General features: G+C 75.3%; 11 protein-coding genes and 2 pseudogenes. 3 read left to right on the top strand and 10 right to left on the bottom strand.

The window, feature by feature from the left end; genetic code table 11:
- Positions 1-77: 77 nt before the first annotated feature.
- Positions 78-4,295, top strand: a complete 4,218-nt coding sequence (locus H7H31_RS22735) for a non-ribosomal peptide synthetase (RefSeq protein WP_187063102.1) — start codon at positions 78-80, stop codon at positions 4,293-4,295.
- Positions 4,296-4,330: 35 nt separating this feature from the next.
- Positions 4,331-4,546 carry an MbtH family protein gene (locus H7H31_RS22730; protein WP_176161886.1) on the top strand — a complete coding sequence of 72 codons (216 nt, stop codon included), beginning with the start codon at positions 4,331-4,333 and terminating at the stop codon, positions 4,544-4,546.
- An 83-nt stretch (positions 4,547-4,629) separates the two neighbouring features.
- Here the strand turns inward: H7H31_RS22730 and H7H31_RS22725 are convergent, their stop codons facing one another.
- Positions 4,630-5,256 carry a TetR/AcrR family transcriptional regulator gene (locus H7H31_RS22725; RefSeq protein WP_187063101.1) on the bottom strand — a complete coding sequence of 209 codons (627 nt, stop codon included), beginning with the start codon at positions 5,254-5,256 and terminating at the stop codon, positions 4,630-4,632.
- A 208-nt stretch (positions 5,257-5,464) separates the two neighbouring features.
- On the opposite strand from H7H31_RS22725, the gene H7H31_RS22720 reads away from it, so the two are divergent.
- The gene (locus H7H31_RS22720) at positions 5,465-6,097 is read left to right on the top strand and encodes a DUF2867 domain-containing protein (RefSeq protein ID WP_187063100.1); all 633 of its coding nucleotides are present in this window, start codon (positions 5,465-5,467) and stop codon (positions 6,095-6,097) included.
- A 156-nt stretch (positions 6,098-6,253) separates the two neighbouring features.
- On the opposite strand, the gene H7H31_RS22715 is transcribed toward H7H31_RS22720, so the two are convergent.
- From H7H31_RS22715 to H7H31_RS22675, 9 genes and pseudogenes are all read right to left on the bottom strand, one after another.
- Entirely contained in the window at positions 6,254-8,593 is a 2,340-nt protein-coding gene (locus tag H7H31_RS22715; protein WP_187063099.1) for a xanthine dehydrogenase family protein molybdopterin-binding subunit, read from the bottom strand.
- A 400-nt stretch (positions 8,594-8,993) separates the two neighbouring features.
- Positions 8,994-9,729: pseudogene (locus H7H31_RS35065) on the bottom strand ((2Fe-2S)-binding protein); the annotation flags it as partial.
- 3,398 nt (positions 9,730-13,127) lie between these two features.
- Complete coding sequence (locus H7H31_RS22705) at positions 13,128-14,024, bottom strand: FAD binding domain-containing protein (protein ID WP_187063098.1); 897 nt, start codon at positions 14,022-14,024, stop codon at positions 13,128-13,130.
- A gap of 712 nt (positions 14,025-14,736) precedes the next feature.
- Positions 14,737-15,585: a carbohydrate ABC transporter permease gene (locus H7H31_RS22700; protein ID WP_187063086.1), complete on the bottom strand. Its 849-nt coding sequence runs from the start codon at positions 15,583-15,585 to the stop codon at positions 14,737-14,739.
- 110 nt (positions 15,586-15,695) lie between these two features.
- A pseudogene (locus tag H7H31_RS22695) lies at positions 15,696-16,652 on the bottom strand (carbohydrate ABC transporter permease); the annotation flags it as partial.
- Positions 16,653-16,770: 118 nt separating this feature from the next.
- A complete protein-coding gene (locus H7H31_RS22690) occupies positions 16,771-18,072 on the bottom strand; it encodes an extracellular solute-binding protein (RefSeq protein WP_187063084.1) in 1,302 nt (433 codons plus the stop codon).
- Between the two features lie 592 nt (positions 18,073-18,664).
- A complete protein-coding gene (locus H7H31_RS22685; RefSeq protein ID WP_187063083.1) occupies positions 18,665-19,057 on the bottom strand; it encodes a recombinase family protein in 393 nt (130 codons plus the stop codon).
- Between the two features lie 120 nt (positions 19,058-19,177).
- Positions 19,178-19,486: a DUF3039 domain-containing protein gene (locus tag H7H31_RS22680; RefSeq protein ID WP_176161892.1), complete on the bottom strand. Its 309-nt coding sequence runs from the start codon at positions 19,484-19,486 to the stop codon at positions 19,178-19,180.
- A gap of 15 nt (positions 19,487-19,501) precedes the next feature.
- Positions 19,502-20,812: an MFS transporter gene (locus H7H31_RS22675; RefSeq protein WP_187063082.1), complete on the bottom strand. Its 1,311-nt coding sequence runs from the start codon at positions 20,810-20,812 to the stop codon at positions 19,502-19,504.
- Positions 20,813-20,853 lie beyond the last annotated feature (41 nt).

Below are 20,853 nucleotides of genomic sequence, written 5' to 3'. Positions count from 1 at the left end.
ATCGGCCAACGACCGGGCCGACTCCCTCCATTTCGCTAGCGCACGAGGTGAAAGTTTTGCGGTCTGAGACTCGCGAAATGCGACTCCCGCTGTCCAACGGCCAGAACGAGATCTGGTTCAGCCAGCAGCTCGATCCGGAGAGCACCCAGTTCCGGATCGGCGAGTACATAGAAATACACGGCCCGGTGGACGCCGGGCTGATGGAAAAGGCGATGCGGCAGGCCGTCGCTGAGGCCGAGCCGCTCAACACGCGGTTCGGCGACGACGGCGGAATTCCCTGGCAGGTGTACGAGCCGATCACCGAATGGGACTTCCCCGTCCTCGACGTCAGCGCCGAGGACGACCCGGACGCGGCGGCCGAGGAGTGGATGCGGGCGGACCTCGCGCGCGTCCTCGACCTCACCCGCGACCCGCTGTTCCGGTACGCGCTGTTCAAGCTGGAGCCGGAGCGGTACGCCTGGTACCAGGGGCTGCACCACATCGTCACGGACGCGGCGGGCGGCGCCCTCGTGGCCCGTAGGACCGCGGAGCTGTACACCGCGCTGGCCACCGGAACCGACGCCCCGCCCTCTCCCCTGGGCCCGTTGCGGCTCCTGCTCGACAAGGACGCGCAATACCGGGCATCGGACGATTTCGCCAAGGACCGGGAATACTGGACCGAGCGCTTTCGCGACTATCCGGAACCGGCGCGACTCGCCGGCCGGCGGGCCGCCGTCTTCGAATCCCGCATCCGCGAGACGGTGTTCCTCAGCGAGGAGGAGGCGGTCCGGCTGCGCGCTTCGGCCCGGGCCGCCGGAACGCACTGGTCCGCACTGATGATCGCGGCGACCGCCGCCTACCTGCACCGGCTCACCGGCGAGCGCGACATCGTCCTGAGCCTGCCGGTCGCGGCGCGTACCGACGCGGAAACGCGCACCGTCCCCGGCATGTTCGCCAACCTGCTGCCGCTGCGCATTCCCGTGCACGGCGAAACGCGCGTTCGCGACCTGCTCAAGCAGGTCTCGCGCGAGGTGCGGCAGGCGCTGCGGCACCAGCGTTACCGGAAGATCGACCTCGCCCGGGACCTCCAGTTGCCGGACGGCGGGCGCGGGTTCAACGGCCCGCACATCAACATCATGTCCTTCGGCTACGACTTCACCTACGACGGGCACCGCGTCACCGCGCACAACCTCTCCAACGGGCTGGTCGAAGACCTGGCGATCATGGCGTACGACCGGTCGGACGGCACCGGCATCCGGATCGACCTCAACGCCAACACCGACCTGTACTCCGAGGCGGAGCTGGCCACGCACCGGCGTCGTTTCATCGACCTGGTGTCCGAGTTCGCCGACGCCGACCCCGAGGCGCAGCAGCGCACCGTGGGCAGCATCGAGTTGCTGAGCGCCGAGGAGCGGGAGCGCGTCCTCTTCGACTGGAGCGGCGGCACCAGGGCGAGCGACACCGGCGGCGAGGGTACGTCCGTGGCCACGGCGACCACCGACGCCGCTGACGCTACCGAAGTCACCGGAGCCGCCGGAGCCGCCGCCGACACCCTCCCCGCGCTGCTCGCCGCGCAGGCGACCCGTACCCCCGAGCGGCAGGCGCTCGTCGCCGGCGACGAACGGCTCAGCTACGCCGAGGTGGACGCCGCGGCCAGCCGCCTGGCGCACCTGCTCGCCGCGCGCGGCGCCGGGCCCGAGCGGACCGTGGCCGTCGCGCTCCCCCGCTCCGCCGACCTCGTGGTGACGCTGCTCGCCGTGCTCAAGACGGGCGCCGCGTACCTGCCGCTCGACCTCGACCACCCGGCCGAGCGCCTCGGCTACCTGCTCACCGACGCGGCGCCCGCCCTGCTGGTCACCCGCTCCGACGCCGCGCCCGAGGTCGGCCCGGCCGCCGACGTACCGACGCTCACCCTCGATGACAGCGATGTCAGGCGGGTGCTCGCCACCCAGCCCGCCGACGCGCCCCTGCCGCACCCGCCGCTGCCCGCGCACCCGGCGTACGTGATCTACACCTCCGGCTCCACCGGCCGGCCCAAGGGCGTCCCCGTACCGCACGAGGCCATCGTGAACCGGCTGCGCTGGATGCAGGACACGTACCGACTCGGCGCCGACGACCGGGTGTTGCAGAAGACCACGGCCGGGTTCGACGTGTCGGTGTGGGAGTTCTTCTGGCCGCTGCTGGCCGGCGCGACGCTGGTGCTCGCCCGCCCCGGCGGCCACAGGGACCCGGTCTACCTGGCCCGCGTCATCCAGGAGCAGTCCATCACCACGGCCCACTTCGTGCCGCCGATGCTGGACGTCTTCCTCGCCGAGCCGGACGCCGCCCGGTGCCGGAGCCTGCGCCGCGTCTTCTGCAGCGGCGAGGCGCTGTCCCGGGAGACCGCGGAGCGCTTCCACGCGGAGCTGCCGCAGGCGCGGCTGCACAACCTGTACGGGCCGACCGAGGCCGCCGTCGACGTGACGTACCACCCGGTCGAGCCGGGTGAGAGCGGCCCGGTGCCGATCGGCCGGCCGGTCGCCGGCACCCGACTGTACGTCCTGGACGAGGGGCTGCGGCCGTGCCCGCCCGGCGCGCCGGGCGAGCTGTACCTGGCCGGGGTGCAACTGGCCCGCGGCTACCACCGCCGCCCCGCGCTGACGGCCGGCCGGTTCGTCGCCGACCCGTACGCCCATCTGTACGGCGTCCCGGGCGAGCGCATGTACCGCACCGGGGACCTGGCGCGCTGGCGCGCGGACGGCGCCGTCGAGTACCTCGGCCGCACCGACCACCAGGTGAAGCTGCGCGGCTTCCGCATCGAACTGGGCGAGATCGAGGCCGCGTTGCGCGCGCTGCCGCGAGTCGCCCAGGCGGTGGCCCTCGTCCGCACCGACACCCCCGGCGACCCGCGCCTGGTCGCCTACGTGACGGCGGAGCCGGCGGAGACACTGGAGGCGTCGGATACGGCGGACGCGGCGGATACGGCGCAGGTGGCGGGCACCGCGGAGACGGGCGTCGCCGACGCGGACGGGAACGGGGCGTCGCCGCTGGACGTCCCGGCCCTGCGCGCGCGCCTCGGCCGTACGCTGCCCGACTACATGGTGCCGGCCGCGTTCGTCGTCCTGGACGCGCTGCCGCTGAACGTCAACGGCAAGGTCGACCGGGCCGCGCTGCCCGCCCCCGACGTCACCGTCAGCGCCGCCGGCCGGCCGCCGCGCACCCCGCACGAGGAGTTGCTGTGCGAGCTGTTCGGCGAGGTGCTGGGGCTGTCCCAGGTCACCATCGACGACGACTTCTTCCACCTCGGCGGGCACTCGCTGCTCGCCTCCCAGCTCGTGAGCCGGGTCCGCTCGACGCACGGCGTGGAGCTGACCATCCGTGACCTGTTCGCCGCGCCGACGCCCGAGCGCCTGGCGCACCGCCTGGACGCGGCGCTCGCGGCGGCGACGGGGTCGGGGCCGGCCGCGCGGCACGGCCTGGAGCCGCTGCTCGCGCTGCGCGCCGACGGCACCCGGCCCCCGCTGTTCTGCGTCCACCCCGGCGGCGGGCTCGGCTGGCTCTACTCCGGGCTGCTGCCGCACCTGGGCGTGGACCAGCCGGTGTACGTGCTCCAGGCGCGCGCGCTGAGCGAGCCGGGCAGCCACCCGTCGGCGGTGGCCGAGATGGCCGCCGACTACCTGGCGCAGATCCGCGCCGTGCAGCCGAGCGGCCCGTACCACCTGCTCGGCTGGTCCTTCGGCGGGCTGGTGGCGCACTCGATGGCCGTCCAGTTGCAGCGGGCGGGCGAGGAGACGGGACTGCTGGCCGTGCTCGACGCGTACCCCGACTACCGGCACACCTTCGACGACCTGCCACGGCTCAGCAAGCGGCAGTGGCTGGGCCTGCTCCTGGACGACGTCGGCGGGCGCGAGCTGGCCGCGCCGGGGCCGGAGGCGGCCGGGGCGCCGGCGGAGGAGGAGTTGGCGGCCGACCTCAGTCGCGAGACGGGTCTTCCCGCGCACCTCCTGGAGGGCCGGGAGAGCTTCCCGCTGCTCGACATCTTCCGCCACGACCTGGAGCTGATGCGCACGTTCACGCCGGAGGCGTACGCGGGCGACATGCTGCTGTTCACCGCCGACCTGGACATCCCAGGCCACCAGCGCGACCCCGCGCACACACCGCGGGCGTGGGAGCCGTACGTGGGCGGTCTGCTCGACGTGCACCGAGTGCGGGCCCAGCACTACCACCTGATGCGGCCCGAGCACGTCGCGGTCATCGGCCCGGTGGTGGCCGCCGCGCTGCGCAGCCCGCGCGACGCCGCCTCCCCGGCAGCGGCCCGGCCCGCCCTGGCGCACTGACCACTCCAGCCCCCACCCCCACGGAAGGACCACCCATGACGAACCCGTTCGACGACGAGGACGCCCGCTACCTCGTGCTCGTCAACGCCGAGGGCCAGCACTCGCTGTGGCCCGCCATCACCCCCGTACCGGCGGGCTGGACGGTGGCGCACCCCGAGGACAGCCGCGCCGCGTGCGTGGCCTACGTCGAGGAGCACTGGAGCGACCTGCGCCCGGCCAGCCTGCGCCGGCTGACGGAGCCGGCCGGCTGACGGCCGCCGTACGACGACGAGCGGGCCGGGTCGCGCGGAGCGACCCGGCCCGCTCTCGCATGTGGGCCTCCGCCGCGCGCGGGTCAGGCGGGCGTGGTCCGGGGCGCCGGGGGGCCCTGGGTCGCCAGGGCCACCGCCGCGTCGAGGAGCGCGGAGGTCAGGGCGGGGAGTTCGGCGGGGGACTCGGACAGCAGGAACAGCCAGGCGAAGGCGGGGCCGACGAGCAGGGCGTTGAGCACGGCCGGGTCGGGGCGGGTGGTGAGTTCACCGCGCGCGGTCGCGTGGTCGAGGATCTCGGTCAGGGTCCGGCGCTGGGCCCCCAGGTACCTCTCGGTGAACCGGTCGTGGAGCGCGGGGTCGGCGTGGATGTCGGCCAACAGGCCGGGGACCGTCCCCGGCGGCGGAGTCGCCATGGCCTCCGCGACCTCGGCGAGCACGGCGGCCAGGTCGGCGCGGAGCGACCCGCGGTCGGGCGGCACGGCCAGGAACCGGTCCGGCAGCAGGACATCGAAGATCATCTCCTGCTTGGTGGCGTGGCGCCGGTAGATCGCCGCCTTGCCCACGCCGGCCCGCGCGGCCACCTCGGCCATCGTGAGGCGCGGGTACCCCACCTCGACCAGCAGCTCCCGGACGGCGGTGGCGATGGCGTCGTCGACGCGGCTGTCCCGGGGCCGGCCTCCCGGGTTACGTGCTTGCTTTCGAGCGGGCATGGGCGCATCATACGGAACCAGGAGTAACGAAACCGGTGGTTCCAAAACGGTCGGTCTCGTAACTCCGCCGCGACCGCACCCGGCACACCGTCCGCGCCGAGGAGCGTGGCCCGGGCAGGCGCCGTCGCGGCCATCGACGGGCGGCCGGCCGCACCACCGCCGGTTCCGGCCCCATCGGCAGAGCACACCCGCTCGGAAGGAACGACCGATGCGCATCCCGAAAGCCGCCCACACCGCACAGCCGTGGCGGGTCCACGCGTTCACCCGGGACTTCCGGATCGAGGACGTGTGGTCCTTCCGCGCGCCCGACGCCGGGCCCGACGACTTCCCCGTGATGCTCGAGGCGCTGAAGACGGCCTACGACTCCCGGAGGGACCCCGCCCCGGTCCGGTTCCTGTTCGCCGTGCGCTGGAAGCTCGGCGCCCTGCTCGGCTGGGACACCCCCCAGGCGGGCCTGGGCGGGCGGGTCCCCTCGCTGCGCGACCGGCTTCCGCCGGACCTCGCGCGGACCGTGCGCGACGCCGTCCCCTGCACCGACCCGTTCTCCGACGTCTACCAGCTCGACAACGAGGCGGCCCGCGAACTGGGCAACAGGACCGTCCACACCATCATGCACCTGGGCTGGGTGCCCACCGACGACGGCGGACACGAACTGCGCATGGCGGCGCTGGTCAAGGACAACGGGCTGTTCGGCCGGCTCTACATGGCCGCGATCCTCCCGTTCCGGTACCTCGTCGTCTACCCGGCGCTGACCCGCCAGTGGGAGCGCGCCTGGCTCGACCACGGGCGCCCGAACCGGCGCGCCGGGAACGGCCCACGGACGACCGCCGGCCCCGACTGACCCGTCCGGCACGGCCGGTGGCGGGCGGGTCGGGGCGGCCATGACATCGGCTGCCGCGAGCACGGGCGCGGGCGCCCGGGCACGGGGTCGGGCGTGCTGGTAGTCGTGCTCGTACGCGTGGACGGCTGGGGGCTGGCCCGGCGAGCCGGGCCAGCCCTAGCGCCGCTCGTCGTGCACGACGGCCGACTGGGGCCGGATCGGCAGCCGGCCCACCGGGCGGCCGGTGGCCGCGCGCACGGCGGAGGCGATCGCCGCCGGGGAGGTGACGACCGGCACCGCGCTGACCGCCTTGGCGCCGAACGGCGCCACCACGTCGCGCTCCTCGATCAGCTTCACGATCTTGATGTCGGGCACGTCGAGCGCGGTCGGCAGGGCGTAACCCGTGAGGTCGGGGTGGCGGACGATGCCACGCGAGGTGCGCAGGTTCTCGCTGAGGGCGGCGCCGATGCCCTGCGTGACGCCGGCCTCGATGCGCGCCCTGAGCTGCCGCGGGTTCAGCGCGCGCCCCACGTCCTGGGCCACCGTCAGCTCGACCACGCGGACGGCGCCGAGTTCCATGTCCACGTCCACCACGGCCCGGATCGCGCAGAACGCGAGCCCCACGTACGCGTCGCCCTGCCCCGAGTCGTCCAGCGGCTCCGTCGGGTGCGGCCGGCACTGCGCCGTGGCCCACAGCTCCTTGCCCTCAAGCGCCTCGGCCACGGTCGTGCTGAGCACCCCGTCGTACGAGGTGATCTTGCCGTCGGCGATGGTCAGCAGCTCCGTCGACATGCCGAACTTGTGCGCCAGGGGCTGGAGGAGCTGCGTACGGACCATCTTCGCGGCCCGCTCCACCGCGCCGCCCGACACCCAGGTGTGACGGCCACGGGCGGCGGGCCCGGCCGGCGGCTGGTCGGTGTCGACCGGCGCGATGTGCACCTCCTCGACGCCCAGGGTCTCCTGCACGATCTGCCGGGCCAGCGTGCTGAAGCCCTGCCCGGTCTCCACGGCGGCGCAGACCACGGTGGCCACCGAGCCCTGCACCTTGACGGTGGCCGTGGACACCTCGTCGGTGCCCTCGGCGCCCAGCATGTGCACCATGCCGAGCCCGTAGCCGACACCGCGCCGCACGGCCTGCGGGTCGCCCGCGCCGTCCGGGCCGCCGGGCAGCAGCCACTCGCCCTCGTCCGCGTCGGCGTCATCCCCCGGCAGCGCGGGCAGCGGCTCGTCCCGGACCGCCGTCAGCAGGTCGGCCACGGGGGCCGGGCAGGTGACGGTCTGGCCGGTGGGCAGCAGGTCACCGGTGGCCATGACGTTGCGCATGCGCAACTCGGCCGGGTCGAGGCCGAGCTTGGCCGCCAACTTGTCCATCTGGCCCTCGTACGCCGCGCACACCTGCATCGCGCCCTCGCCACGCACGTGGCCCGACGGCGGGTTGTTCGTGCGCACCGCCCAGCCCTCGATGAACGCGTGCGGCACCACGTACGGGCCGCAGGCGAAGGAGACGGCGGCGGCCAGCGCGTCGGCCGAGGTGTCGGCGTAGGCGCCGGCGTCCAGCAGGATCTGCGCCTCGACCTTGAGCAACGTGCCCTCGGCGTCGGCGTGGTGGCGGTAGCGCAGCAGCGTGGGATGGCGGTGCGCGTGCCCGAGGAAGGACTCCTCGCGGGTCGCGGCCAGCTTGACCGGGTGGCCGGTGCGCAGCGCGAGCAGGCCGAGCGGCAGCAGCATGCCGGCGTCCTCGCGCTCGCCCATGGCGCCCGGCACGCCGGTCACGACGACCTTCACCAACTCGGGCGGCAGCCCGTAGCAGGCGGCGGCCAGGTCGCGGTCGGCGTGCGGGTCGGTGGAAGCGGTGTACAGCTCCACGCCGCCGTCCGGGCGCGGCACGGCGAGCCCGGCCTCGGCGCCGATGGGCGCCGGGTCCTGGCGCCCGATCCGGTACACGCCCTCGACGATGACGTCGCCGACCACGCTCGGGTCGCCGTAGCTGAGCGGGATGTGCCGGATGAGGTTGCCGTCGGGGTGCAGCGGCTCGGCGCTGAACGCCTGTTCCGGGTCGGTGACCGGGTCGAGGACCTCGTACTCGACGGCGATGGCCGCCGCCGCGAGGCGGGCCGTGTCGGGGTGGTCGGCGGCCACGGCGGCGATCGGCTCGCCGTGGTGGCGCACCAACTCGGCGGCGAACACGGGTCGGTCCAGGACCTTGCGCCCGTGCGCGGCGTCGCCCGGCACGTCCGCGTGCGTGACCACCGTCCGCACGCCGGGCATGGCAGCCGCCGCCGTGGTGTCGATGGAGACGATGCGCGCGTGCGGGTGCGGGGAGCGCAGCACCGCGGCCCACAGCAGCCCCTCGGCCCACAGGTCGGCGGCGTACGGGAAGACGCCCTGCGTCTTGGCGATGGAGTCGAGCGGCGGCACGGACACGCCGAGCCCGTGCGGTGCCGGCGGCCCCGGCACCGCACCGACCGCCATCGCAGGCACGGTGGCGGCGCCGTGGCCGTCCGCGGTTCCCGTCATGCCGATTGCCTTCCGCTGCCGCCGTCGTCGTGAAGCGCCCCGTCGCCGTAGGCGCGGTCCTGACCGCCGTAGGCGATGTCCTGGCTGCCGTAGGCGAGATCCTGACCGCCGTAGGCGGGGCCCTGGCCGCCGTAGCCGACGCCCTGGCCGTCGGTGCCGTAGCCCGCGTAGTCGGGTGCGGTGTGGCCCGTGCCCTGGCCCAGCGGGTCGTGCCCGGCGTCGTACGCGACGGGCGCGCCCTGCGGCGCGCCGTGCCCGGGGTAGCCCGCCGGGAAGGCGCCCGGGACCGCCGAGGGGTCGGCGGGGTGCGGGGCGTCGTGCGGCGGGAACGGGCCGTGGCCGGGGCCCGGGTGGGCGGCGGGGCCGCCGTCACCGGCCGCGCTGTCGTGCGCGGCCTCGTCGGCGGCGGCAGCGGCGGCCTCGCGGCCGGCCACCACCTCGCGTACCGCGTCGAGCACGCCACGGTAGCCCGAGCAGCGGCAGAGGTTGCCGCAGATCGCCTGCCGGGACTCCTGCTCGGTGGGCGCGTGGTTGCCCTCAAGCAGGTCGTGCACGGTCATCGCGAGGCCCGGCACGCAGAAACCGCACTGCACGGCGCCCGAGGCGGCCAGCGCCCGCTGCACGTCGCTGGGCTGTCCGTTGGTCGCCAGCCCCTCCACGGTGCGGACCTCGGACCCGGCGGTGGTCGCGGCCGGCACCAGGCAGGAGGCCACCAGGCGCCCGTCGACCTGCACCGAGCAGGCCCCGCACTCGCCCTGCGAGCAGCCGTCCTTGGCACCCGCGAGGCCGAGCCGCTCGCGCAGCACGTACAGCAGCGACTCGCCGATCCACGCGCCGGTCACGGGCCGGTCGGCGCCGTTGACCCGCAGCACGTACGAGGCCAACGGGTGCTCGGTGTGCGGGTCGGCGGGGGCGGCCTCGGCGGAGGCGGCCCCGGAAGCCGGGGCGGCGGCCGACGCGTCGGCGTCGCCGGACACCTCGGATGCGGGCGCGCCCGCCGTCACCTCGGCGCTGTCGGCGCCGGTCGGGTCCGGTCGCGCCGCCGTGTTCGGGTCCTCGTCTCCGGGCCCCGAGGTGGCTGCCGGGTCGGTCCCGTCGGCGGCGTTGCCGGTGTCGTCGGCGCGGCCGTGCGGGTCGGCTCCGGTGTCGGTTTCGGCGTCACCGAGCGCGACGGGGTGCGCGGCGGCCACGTGGTTACCGTCGGGGCCGGCCGTACGGTCGTCGCCCGCGCCCTCGGGGTACGGCTGGTCGTCCGGGTACGGCTGGTCGGCCGTGGCGTGGTCGGCCGTCGCGGCTCCGGGGTCCTCCCCCGCGCCGGGTTCGGCCGGGGCGTCGGCGTGACCGGCGCTCGTGTGGCTGCCGGTGGCGTCGGCGCCGTCGTGGCCATCGGCGTCACCGCCGGCGGCGGGCCGCGGCCCGGCCGCCCCGGCCCGGCGTGGGCCGGGGATCGCGGCGGAGTGCGCGCCGGCGTCAGGTCCCGCGTCGGCGTGGGTCGGCTCGACGTCGGCGTGGGTCGGCTGAGCCACGCCACTGGCCGGGTCGTGCGCGGGCCGCGCACCGCTCAGGGCCGCACTGGCCAGGTCCGAGCCGGCGCCGTCGGTACGGGAGACCTCGGTACGGGGCGCGTCCGCGTGGGAGGCGTCGGTACGGGAAGCCTCGCCGTCCGTGACGGGGTGCGCCGCGCTGGGGTCGGCCGCGCCGGGGTCGGCGGAACCCGCGTCGGCGGATCGGGCGTTGGCGGGTTCGCTGTCGGTGGCGACCGGGCCGAGGGCGATGGGCGTGCGCGCGGCGGTGGCCGCGCCGTCCTCAGCCGTCGCGCTGTCCTGTGCCGCCACACCGTCCTGCGTCGCCGCGCCGTCCGGTTGCGCGGGCGTGCCGTGCGGCGGGGTGCCGTGCGGGGGAACGCCGTCGATCGGCGTGCCCTGCGCGGGCGTCGCGTGGCCGGAGGCGTCCTGGACGGGTGTGCCGTGCGCCGGGGTGCCGGGTACGGGGGTGCCCTGCGCCGGGGTGCCGTGGGTCGCGGTCCCGTGCGCCGGAGTGCCGTGGGTCGGCATGCCCGGTACGGGCGCGCCCTGTACCGGTGGGGCGGGCGCGCGGGTGCCCTGCGCGGGCGTGCGCGGGCCGGCGGCCTCGGGGGCGGCGTCCGGTGCGGCCGTGACCGGGGCCTGGTCCGCCGGGCCGGCGAACTGGTCGGCCTCGGCACCCGGTTCACCGGCAGGGCTCGGCTGACCATCTTCCCGCGTCGCGTCGTCGGGGGTCGGCGCCGCGTCGGGCGCCGGCGGCTGGGGTGGGCCCGCGACGGCCGGGTCGCCGGGGTCACCGGCGTCGTCGGGGTGTGCGTCGGCGCCGGGGTGCGTGTCAACGCCGGACGCGCCGGGGTGCGCCGGCGCGGAGTGCTGCTCGTCCTGCGGCGGCTGCTCCCCGTGCGGCGGCTGGGCCGGGCCGTCGTGCCCAGGGTCGCCCTGGGCCGGCACGTGGGCGCCGGCAGCCGCGGAGGCACCGGAGGGGGCGACGGGGAAGCCGAACTGGCCGGACGCGTCCGGCAGTTGGCCGTCCGGTCCGGGCGTGGGCCAGGGCAGCCGGGCGGCCGGCACGTCACCCGGCTCGCCGGCGGCGCCCTGCGGCGCGTGGGCGTCCCGGGGGGCGTCGGCGCGTACGCCGTCGCCGGGCGCGGTCGGGGCGTGCGGCGCTTCGCCCGCGCGCGCCGGCGCGTCCTGCGCGGCATCGGGCGTGGCGGCAGCGGGCGCGTCGGTGTGCTGCTCGGCCTCGGGGCGCGCCGGGCCGCCGCCCGCGCTCGCGGGCTGCTCGTCGTCGGTCGGGGCTCCGTCGTCGACCTGGGCCACGTCGTCGGCCTGTGTCTCGGCGGGCGCCTGGTCCGCCGCAGCGTGGTCCGCCGCCGCGTCTCCGGGCGCCCAGTGCCGCGCCGCGGCCGGGGCGCCGGGCTGACCGGCGTCCGGATCGCGCTGGTCGTCGTCCGCTACCTCGCCGGCGCCGCCGGTGACCTCCGCGCCGTCGGGATGCGCGGGGTACTCCGGCTGCTCGGGCTGGTGCGCGGGGCGGGGGCGGTACGGGGCGACCAACCGGTCGGCGAGCGCGTACGCCTCCGGCGCCTGCCCGGGCATCGGCTCGCCACGTTCCGCCGCGCCCGCCACCGGCCACTGGCCGGTGCTCGCGTCGCCGGCCGGCGGCGTCGGCCACTGCGGAACGCCCTGCGGGCGGTGCGGCTCGTGCGGCCCCGGCCCGTGCGCCGCCGGCCCCTGCTGCTCGCCGGGGCCCGGCCGCTCGCCCACCTGCTGTCCGGGCAGGCCGTCGCCGGCCTGGGCCGGGTTCGGCACGCCGTGCCCGGCGGTGTCCTCGGGCCGGCCTGCGCCCGGCCGGTCGGTGGCGTACGGGGCCTGCTCCGGGCCGCCGTAGGGGTGGCCCGGCTCGGGCTCGTCGGCGTCGGGGCCGGCCTGCGCCGGGTAGCCCGGCTCCGGGTAGGGCGCCTGGTCGGGGTCGGGCCCGTGGCCGTAGTCGGCGGGGCCGGTCGCGTCGGCCGGGTAACCGGGCGGGTAGGAGTCGTGGTCCTGCGGCCCGGCGCCCGGTGCCTGCGCGGCCGGCGCCGGCTCGCCCGGGTGTGGCCGGTTGGTCTGTGGGCCTCCCGGGTGCGGGGGCAGCCCGAACCGGTAGGCGCTCATGGTGTATTCGCCGGTTTCCTCGACGCTGTCGTCACCGACGGTGGGCAGCGTCCACTGCCCGGTCCCGCCGAGAGCCGAGGGCACCGGCCACTGCGCGGTCGCGTGCGGGTCGTGCGGCTGACCCTGCGCGTCCGCCCCGCCCGCGTCGTGCGCGCCGTGATCGCCGTGGTCACCGTACGGATCGTGCGCGGGTTCCTGCTGGCCGTGGCCCGGGGCGTGTTCGTCCGGCTTGGCCGCGCCGCGCCGCCCGTAACCGGCCTGGCGGTGCTCGCCGCGCGGGAACTCGCCGGCCTCGTCGGGGCCGTCGTCGGCGGCGAGCGGGATCGACCACTGTCCGGTCGCGGGCTGGCCGCCGCGCGACGGGTCGGCGCCCTGGTCCGGGGCGTGCGGCAGCGACCAGTGGCCGGTGGCGGCCGGGTCGGCGCCGGGCTCGTCGGCGGGTCCGGCGTGCTGTGCGTACGGCTGGTCGTACGGCGTCGCGTACGGCTGCGCGCCCCGCTCGTCGACGTGCCCGCCGTCCTCGGGGCCCGCGGCCAGCCGCGGCGGCGTGGACTGCGGGTGCCAGTGGGCGCCGGGGGGCGGCGTGTAGCCGGTGCCGGGCGCGGCCAGCGGGTCCCAGCCCTGCGGCAGCGGTGCCGACGGGTCGGCCAGCTCGGGCGGCAGTTGCACGAAGGCGGTGCCCTCGGCGTCGTACTCCGGGCCGCTCGGCATCGGCTGCCAGCCGGCGAACGCCTGCGGCGCGCCGGCGGGTACCCCGTACCCCTCGTCGGGCGCGCCGTGCTCCGGCTCCTCGGCGTGGCGCGGCTCGGCCTCGGGCCCTGCCGGGTGGCCGGGGCCGCGCGGGTGGTGTTCAGAGGTCATGCGAGCGCCCTCCCCAGTGCTCGGCGGGCCAGGATCGCCACCGTACGCCGCAGGTGGAGGGCGGCGGGCGGCAAGGGGGGTGGTTCGTGGACGCCGTCCTCGGGCGCCGGCGGGTCCGGGATGCAGGCGGCGGCCACGTACTCGCCGAAGGCCGCGCGGACCTCGGGGGCCAGGCCGCGGGCGCCGTCCCAGTCGATGAGCGAGGCCACCCACGCCTCGGCGTCCAGCGGGCGCAGCGGCATCGGGGCGACGGCGCCGACCGCGCAGCGCACGCCTCGGCGGGCCGGGTCGAGCACCACGGCCACCGACGCGATGGCGCGGCCGGGACCGGTGCGGCCGGTGGCCTTGAGGAAGGTCTGCGGGGCGTGCAGCAGCGGAACGCGGACGAAGCCGACCAACTCGCCGGGCCGCAGCATCTCCACGCCCGCCAACAGGTGGCTGACCGGGATCTCGCGGCTGCCGTCGGGGCCGACGATGACGAGCGTGGCCTCAAGCGCGGCGAGCACGGGCAGCGCGTCGCCGGTGGGCCCGCTGGTGACGACGTTGCCGCCGAGGGTGCCGGCGTTGCGGATCTGCGGCGGTCCCGCGGCGCGCGCCGCGGCGGCCAGCGCCGGGATCAGCGCGGCGAAGTCGGGGCGCCCCATGCGGGCGTGTGTCAGACCGGCGCCGAGCAGGGCGTGCCCGTCCTGGTACTGCCAGCCCCGGATCTCGCTGATCCGGCCGAGGCCGACCAGCGCGGCGGGCCGCAGCAGCCCGGAGTTGACGGCCGTCATCAGATCGGTACCACCCGCGACGGGCACGGCCGCGGGCATGGCGGTCAACGCCGCCACGGCCTCGTCGAGCGAGCCCGGCAGCGTCACCGTGTGCGCTGCGTGCGGTACGTGCGTGGTCAACCAGATGCCCCTTCCCCGGTCCCCGGTGTCCCGGCTGCCAGCCGTACGGTACGTGCTGACGGCCTGGACGTGGCAACTCTGGCACACATCGACGACCCGCCGCCGCGAGGGTCCACGAAGCGGGGTTCCATCCCAGAGATGCGGATAGTCCGATTTCACCGAAGTTCCGGACGATTTCCGCTTGCTGGTGGAATGCCAGCCTTCAGGGGCTTCGGGGGACACCGCGCGGCTCGCACCGCGTCACGGGTCCACCGTTACCGGACGGCGGAGCGACCCGCTCCACGCGCCGACGGACTCACACGATCGGGGCCGCCCCTCGCTCGGACGTCCGAGCGGGCGTGAACCGGGTCAAGCGGGGTCGAGCGAGGCCGGGCGGGGGCGGCCGGGGGTGGACGCGCGAGGCCGGGCGGGGACGCAGGGCCGGTGGGCGGCCGGTCCCCGCGCCGCCGTCGCGCCCCGGCGGCGGGGTGCCCAAGTCGCCCGTATCACCCACATCACGCACACCGCCCATGCCGTCGATGCCGCTCATGTCACCCGTGTCATCGACGCGCCCGGGTGCGGCCATGCGCCGTCGGGGCCCGCCGGTGCGCCGCTGTCGCGCAGCCGTGCGCCGGCCGTGCGCACCCCGGCCAGCGCGGCGGCGGTCAGGGCACGGGGCGCGGCCCCGCCCGAGTCCCGTGCGGGGCCGGCCCCTTCGCCGGAGGTCGGGCCGTCAGTCCTTCACCGCCCCGCCGAGGCCCGACACGAGTCGCCGCTGGACCAGGACGAAGAAGACGAGCACCGGGATGGTCATGATCGTCGAGGCCGCCATGATGCCGCCCCAGTCGTTGCCCTCGTCCTTGAAGAACACCAGGAGCGCCATCGGGAGCGTGGAGTTCTCGGTCGCGCTGATGATGAAGGACTTGGCGAACAGGAAGTCGTTCCAGGTGGAGATGAAGGAGAACACGCTGGTGGCGATGAGCCCCGGGAGCACCAGCGGAAACAGGATCTGCCACAGGAAGCGGGTACGGCTCGCCCCGTCCAGGTAGGCGGCCTCCTCCAGGGACTCGGGGACGGCCTTGACGAAGCCGCGCAGCATCCAGATGGCGAACGGCAGCGAGAACGCGATGTGCGGCAGGATCAGCGAGCCGAGCGTGTTGAGGCCGATGCCGGGCACGCTGTCGCCCAGGTCGCGCATGAGGAAGAACATCGGGATGGTCAGCGCCTCGACCGGCACCATCTGCGCCACCAGGAACATGATGAGCACCGTCGTGCGCATCTTGAACTTGAAGCGCGTGACGGCGGTGGCCGCGAGGAAGGCGATCAGGGCCGAGGCGACGACCACGGTGCCGGCGACCAGGAGGCTGTTGAGGAAGTAGCGGCCGAAGTCCTGCTGGTCGAAGACGCGTCGGAACGCGTCGAGGGAGGGGTTCAGGGTCCACGGCCGTGGATTGCTGGACTGCACCTCGCTGGCGGGCTTGAACGCGGAGAGCACCATCCAGTAGAGCGGGAAGGCGACCACCACGGCGATGAGCACGGCCGCCGCCTCGGCCGCCAGCCGCCAGGGCCGGCGGACGCGCAGCCGCGCACCGCGCCGCGGCCGGTCGGCCGGCGCCTTGCCGACGGGCCGGTCGGCGAGCGCGGGGCGGGCGGAGCCGGCGTCCGCGGACGAGGGGCTCGCGGTCGAGGGGCTCACAGCTCTTCTCCTTGCCTGCGCAGCAGCCGCAGATAGATCAGCGTCACGGCGAGCAGGATCAGCAGCATGACGATGCCGATGGCCGAGCCGAGGCTGTATTGCGAGGAAGCGAACGCCTTCTGGTAGGCGTACACGTTCAGCACCAGGTTCTGGCCGGCGATGCCGCCACCGTTGGTCATCACGTAGATCTGCGTGAACACCTTGAAGTCCCAGATGATGGACTGGATGGTGACCACGACCAGGATGGGCCGCAGCATCGGCGCCATGACGCTGCGCCAGATGCGCCAGTTGGACGCGCCGTCCAGCGAGGCCGCTTCGAGCACCTCGCCGGGGATGGCCTTGATGCCCGCGTACACCGTCACCATGACCAGCGGGAACGAGCACCACACGACCTCGAAGAGGACCAGCGCGAAGGCGCTGTAGCGGTCGTAGGTCCAGGAGAAGTCCTCGAAACCGGACAGGCCCACCCAGACGAGCATCTTGTTGACCGGGCCGAAGTCGGGGTCGAAGAGGAAGACCCAGACCGTCGAGCCGGTGATGGCCGGGGTCGCCCAGGCGCCGAGCGCGGCCAGCATCAGCGCCAGCCGGGGCACGGCGCGGATGCGGGTGAGCAGCACGGCCAGCCCGCAGCCGACCACGAGGGTGCAGAAGACGCAGACCGCCGCGAACACCAGGGTGGCGACCAGCACCTCCCAGAACTGCCGGTCGCTGAAGAGTTCGGTGTAGTTGGCGAATCCCTGGAAGGTGGCCGGCTCGCCGCCGCTGACCTGGGCCTGGGTGTACTCCAGGAAGGAGATCAGGCCGAGTTGGTAGATCGGGTAGACGAGCAGCGCGGCCAGCACGATCAGGGCCGGTGCCAGGTAGAGCCACGGCGTCCAGCGCGAGGCGCCGAGCCCGCCGGGGCTGCCGGGCTTCGGTGCGCGGGGGGCCGCGCCGCCGCGCCGCCCGCCCTTGTGTCACGGCGTGGCGCAGGGCGGGCGGCAGCGGCGGCGGCCGGGACGAGCGGCGCGGGGGCGCCGGGCCCCGCGCCGGGGGCCGGAGAGGAGGAGTCGGGGGACATCACTGGCTCACTCAGCCCGCTTCGGTGAAGGCGGCGTCCATCTTCTTGCGCGCCTCGCCGGCCGCCGCGTCCACGTCCTTACGACCGCTGACGATCTGCTGGAACATCGTCGGCAGCACCAGGCCCGCGTCGATGGCGGCCCAGCCGGGCGACGCGGGCACGAACTTCGCCACGTCCAGGGTCTTCACGAACGGCTCGGCGAGCGGCTGGCGCGCCGCGGCCTCCTTGCGCACGTCGGTGTAGGTGGGCAGGAAGCCCATCGCGTCGAAGAGCGCGCCCTGCGTCTTCTTGCTGGTGAGCGACTGCATCAGGTCAAGGCCGAGGGTGCGGTGCGAACTGCTCTTCAGCAGGCCGATGTTGTTTCCGCCCGCGAACGCCGGAGCAATCTCGCCGGCCTTCTTCCCGGGCAGCGGAACCACCGCGTACTTGCCCTTGACCTTGCTCGCCTCGATGGCCGGGAGGTTGAAGTTACCGGCGATGGCCATGCCCGCCTTGCCGGAAGCGAACGCCTCGACGGTGTCGTTGCCACCCATCTCGGCGCACTTGTTGGCCGGGCAGTTCTGGTCGCCGAACAGCGCGGTGTACGCCTTGATGCCGGCCTGCGACTGCGCGCTGTCGATGGTCGAGCGGTAGACGCCGTCCTTCTCGGTGGCCAACTCGCCGCCGTTCGCCCACAGGAACGGCATCGCGCCGTAGGTGTACGCGCCGCCCACCGCGAGCCCGTACAGGTCCCCCCGCTCCGCCCGGATCTTCTCGGCGGTGTTGACCAACTCCTCCTGGGTGGTCGGCGGCTTGAGGCCGAGGTCCTTGAAGACGTCGGTGCGGTAGTAGAGCGCGCGCACGCCGACGAAGAGCGGGGAGCCGTACGTCTTGCCCTTGACGGTCACCGACTCCTTGGCCGTGGCGTCGGTGTCCTTGTTCTGCGGCCAGCTCGCGAACTCCTCGCTGATGTCCGCGAGGCCGCCGTCCTGCACGTAACCGGCCGTGTCCGTGTTGCCGTACTCGATCAGGTCAGGGGCGCTCTTCGGGTCGTTGAAGGCGGCCTTGATCTTCTCGGCCCGGGTGTTGATCGGGATGTAGGTGACGTCCACGTCGACGTCCTTGTGCTTGCCGCGGAAGTCCGCCACGGCCTGGTCGACGACCTTCTTCTTGGGGTCGTTGTCCACCTCCTGGAAGAGCCAGACGCGCAGCGTGCCGCTCTTGTCGTCCTTCTTCGCCTCGTTGTCCGAGGTGGACGGGGCGCAGGCGGTGGCGGTCAGGCCGGCCGCGACAAGTGCCGCCACCGGCGCGGCTATTCGAGCAAAGACGTTCATATACGGAAACCCCCACGGAGTGGCGTTGCACGATGCGCAACGCCCGTTTCGCTTTGCACAATACGGAGGAGGTTAAGGGCCGTTGTCTGGCCGTACAAGAGGTCCCGACCACTTCGTGACCGGCAAAAAGTGCGCACAAGGCGCGGCATGTCGACATGAGTTGGTCGCGCGGCCGGCCAGCCCAGGCGGCGACGCCCGACCACGACCCAGCCCGGCGAGGCCCGGCGGCCCCGGAACGGGGGGGCGAGGATCAGCCCGCGCGCGGGCCCGGACGGCAGTGAGCGGGCGAAGGGGCCACCCCTCCGCGCGGCCCGGCCACCTCCACCTGTTCGAGGGACCGGCTACGGGTCAACGCGGGGCACGGCGCGACACGTTGGACGCGACGGCGCGGGGCGCGGCGGTACGGGGCGTGGCGGCGCGAGGCACGGCCGTACGGGGAACGGCGGCGCGGCGTGCGGCGGCGGCGCGGGAAGCGGCGGTGTGACGACGCGTCGTGGTGGCGGCGGCGCGGGGGCGGCCGTGGCGGCGGGGTCGGAGTATGGCCCGGCGCGGCGCGTACGGGAAGGCGTGCGGGAAGGAGCGCGGGGCGGGGCTAGTCCGGGAAGCGCTCGCCGGGGTAGGCCGGCTCGGGGAACGGCACGGCTTCGAGGCGGGCGCCGGCCGCGCCGAGCCGGGTCACCACCTGGTCCCAGTCGGGCCAGCAGGCGTGCATGCGGCGGAGCAGGCGGGGGCTGGCGACCAGGACGACGTCGCAGCCGGGGTCGTCCGCCCACTCCAGGAGCCTGTCCATGGACGCCTGGAGCACGGAGAACACGCTGCTGCCCACGGGCTGGTAGCCCCGCTCGGCGGCCAGTCGGCCGCACTGCTGGAGCTGTGCGTCCCAGTCCTTGTCGAACTGGCTGAAGGCCGGCGAACCCTCGTCGGACTCATCGACCTCCCGGGCCCCGAACACCAGATACGCCGCCCGTTCCACGCGCCCGCTCATGGCAGCGACCTTACTGCGCGGCCCGGCCCGACAACACCGCGCGCCCGGTCCGTATCCCGAGCGGATACGGACCGGGCGCGCGTGCGGCCTCCGGGCGCGGGCGGCGTGAGCCGGCAGCGGCTACTTCTTGCCGTCCTTACCGCCCTTGCCGTCCTTGCCCTTGTCGCCTCCGGCGCCCATGCCCTCGAAGATCTCCTTGCACATGGGACACACCGGGTACTTCTTCGGGTCACGACCGGGGACCCAGACCTTGCCGCAGAGTGCGACGACGGGCGATCCGGAGAGCGCGCTCTCCATGATCTTGTCCTTCTGTACGTAATGGGCGAAGCGCTCGTGGTCGCCGTCGCCGTTCGACACCTGCGGCGTCGGCTCGACGAGGGTGCCGGTACCTGCCCCGCGCTCAGGCTCGGGCTGAAGAGGAGTGCTCATACAGCCCAAGGGTACTCACGCCTGGGGTGTGCCCGGCGCCCCACCGTCCCCAACACGCGCCGGGCCCGCGACCCCGCCCGCGCCGCCGGCTCCGCGCCCCGCCCCGTCGCCGTCCGCTCGCGCGGCGTCGCCAACCGCCCCCGGCGCGCCGGCATCCGCCGTGCCCGCGCCCGCCGCGCCGGCGCCTCGCGCGCGGGCCGCGCGCCCCGCGCCCAGGTGCAGCAGCAGGCTGAGGCCGAGGATCGCGGCGGCGGCCCAGGGCAGCGCGTCGCCGGGCAGGCCCGCCGCGAGCGCCAGGCCGCCGAGCGCGGAGCCGACGGCGCTGCCGAGGTAGAGGGCCGAGTTGTTGAGCGCGAGCGCCACCGTGCCGCGCCGCGCGCTCACCGCGAGCAGTTGGTGCTGCTGCGGCACCTGGAGCGCCCAGCCGCCCGCGCCCCACACCACCAGGGCCGCGCCGAGCAGCAGCGGCACGCCGGCGACCGGGGCGAGCACCAGGTGCGCCACGCCCACGGCGGTGAGCAGGGCCGCGACCAGCGCCCGCACCCGTCCCGTGCGGTCCACCAGCGGCCCGATCAGCAGGCTGCCCAGCACGCCGCCGGCGCCCCAGGCCCACAGATAGGGGGCGACGCCGTCGATGTCGCCGGCCGCTTCGAGGACCGGGGCCAGGTAGGTGTACAGGCCCAGGCTGGCGACGGCGCCCAGGAAGGAGACGCCGACCACCGGGGCGACGGCCGGGTCGGCGATGGCCCCGAGCCGCGCCCTGGCCGGCACCGGGGGCTCGGCCGGAACCTGCGGCAGCAGCGCCGCGAGCCCGCCGATGGCGACCGCGCCCAGGGCCGTGACCAGGCCCATCGTGGCCCGCCACGACGCGTGCTCGGCGAGCAGCACGCCCAGCGGCACGCCCAGCACGGTGCCGGTGCTCATGCCGCCCATCACCAGGGCCAGCGCCTTGCCGCGCTGCTCGGCGGGCACCAGCGCGGAGGCCGCGGCGGTGGACAGCGCCGCGTACACCCCGGCCCCGGCGCCCGCCACGACGCGCGAGGCGAGCAGCAGCGCGAGCGAGGGCGCCACGGCGGTGAGCCCGTTGCCCAGCGTGAAGACGGCGAGGGCGACCAGGATCACCGTCTTCGGCCTGGCGCCCGTGAGCAGCCCGGCCACCAGCGGCGCGGACAGCGCGTAGGCGAGGGTGAAGGCCGTGACCATCTGGCCGGCCAGCGACACGGTGGTGTCGAGGTCGTCGGCGACCACGGGCAACAGCCCGGCCATCACGTACGCGTCCAGGCCGAGGGTGAACGCCCCCAGCGCGAGCAGCGAGACCTTGCGCACAGTGCGCTCCTTGAGGTTGACGGTCGTGGGTGACCGGCGGC

This window comes from Streptomyces buecherae (genome assembly GCF_014295035.1).
In the GTDB taxonomy this organism is placed as follows: Bacteria; Actinomycetota; Actinomycetes; order Streptomycetales; family Streptomycetaceae; genus Streptomyces; species Streptomyces youssoufiensis.
This window is presented reverse-complemented; position numbering and strand designations above follow the sequence as displayed.

Excerpts from the sequence above, each read along its gene's own strand:
- H7H31_RS22735 (WP_187063102.1), top strand. The coding sequence starts at position 78 with ATGCGACTCCCGCTGTCCAACGGCCAGAACGAGATCTGGTTCAGCCAG.
- H7H31_RS22730 (WP_176161886.1), top strand. The coding sequence starts at position 4,331 with ATGACGAACCCGTTCGACGACGAGGACGCCCGCTACCTCGTGCTCGTC.
- H7H31_RS22725 (WP_187063101.1), bottom strand. The coding sequence starts at position 5,256 with ATGCCCGCTCGAAAGCAAGCACGTAACCCGGGAGGCCGGCCCCGGGAC.
- H7H31_RS22720 (WP_187063100.1), top strand. The coding sequence starts at position 5,465 with ATGCGCATCCCGAAAGCCGCCCACACCGCACAGCCGTGGCGGGTCCAC.
- H7H31_RS22715 (WP_187063099.1), bottom strand. The coding sequence starts at position 8,593 with ATGACGGGAACCGCGGACGGCCACGGCGCCGCCACCGTGCCTGCGATG.
- H7H31_RS22690 (WP_187063084.1), bottom strand. The coding sequence starts at position 18,072 with ATGAACGTCTTTGCTCGAATAGCCGCGCCGGTGGCGGCACTTGTCGCG.
- H7H31_RS22685 (WP_187063083.1), bottom strand. The coding sequence starts at position 19,057 with ATGAGCGGGCGCGTGGAACGGGCGGCGTATCTGGTGTTCGGGGCCCGG.
- H7H31_RS22680 (WP_176161892.1), bottom strand. The coding sequence starts at position 19,486 with ATGAGCACTCCTCTTCAGCCCGAGCCTGAGCGCGGGGCAGGTACCGGC.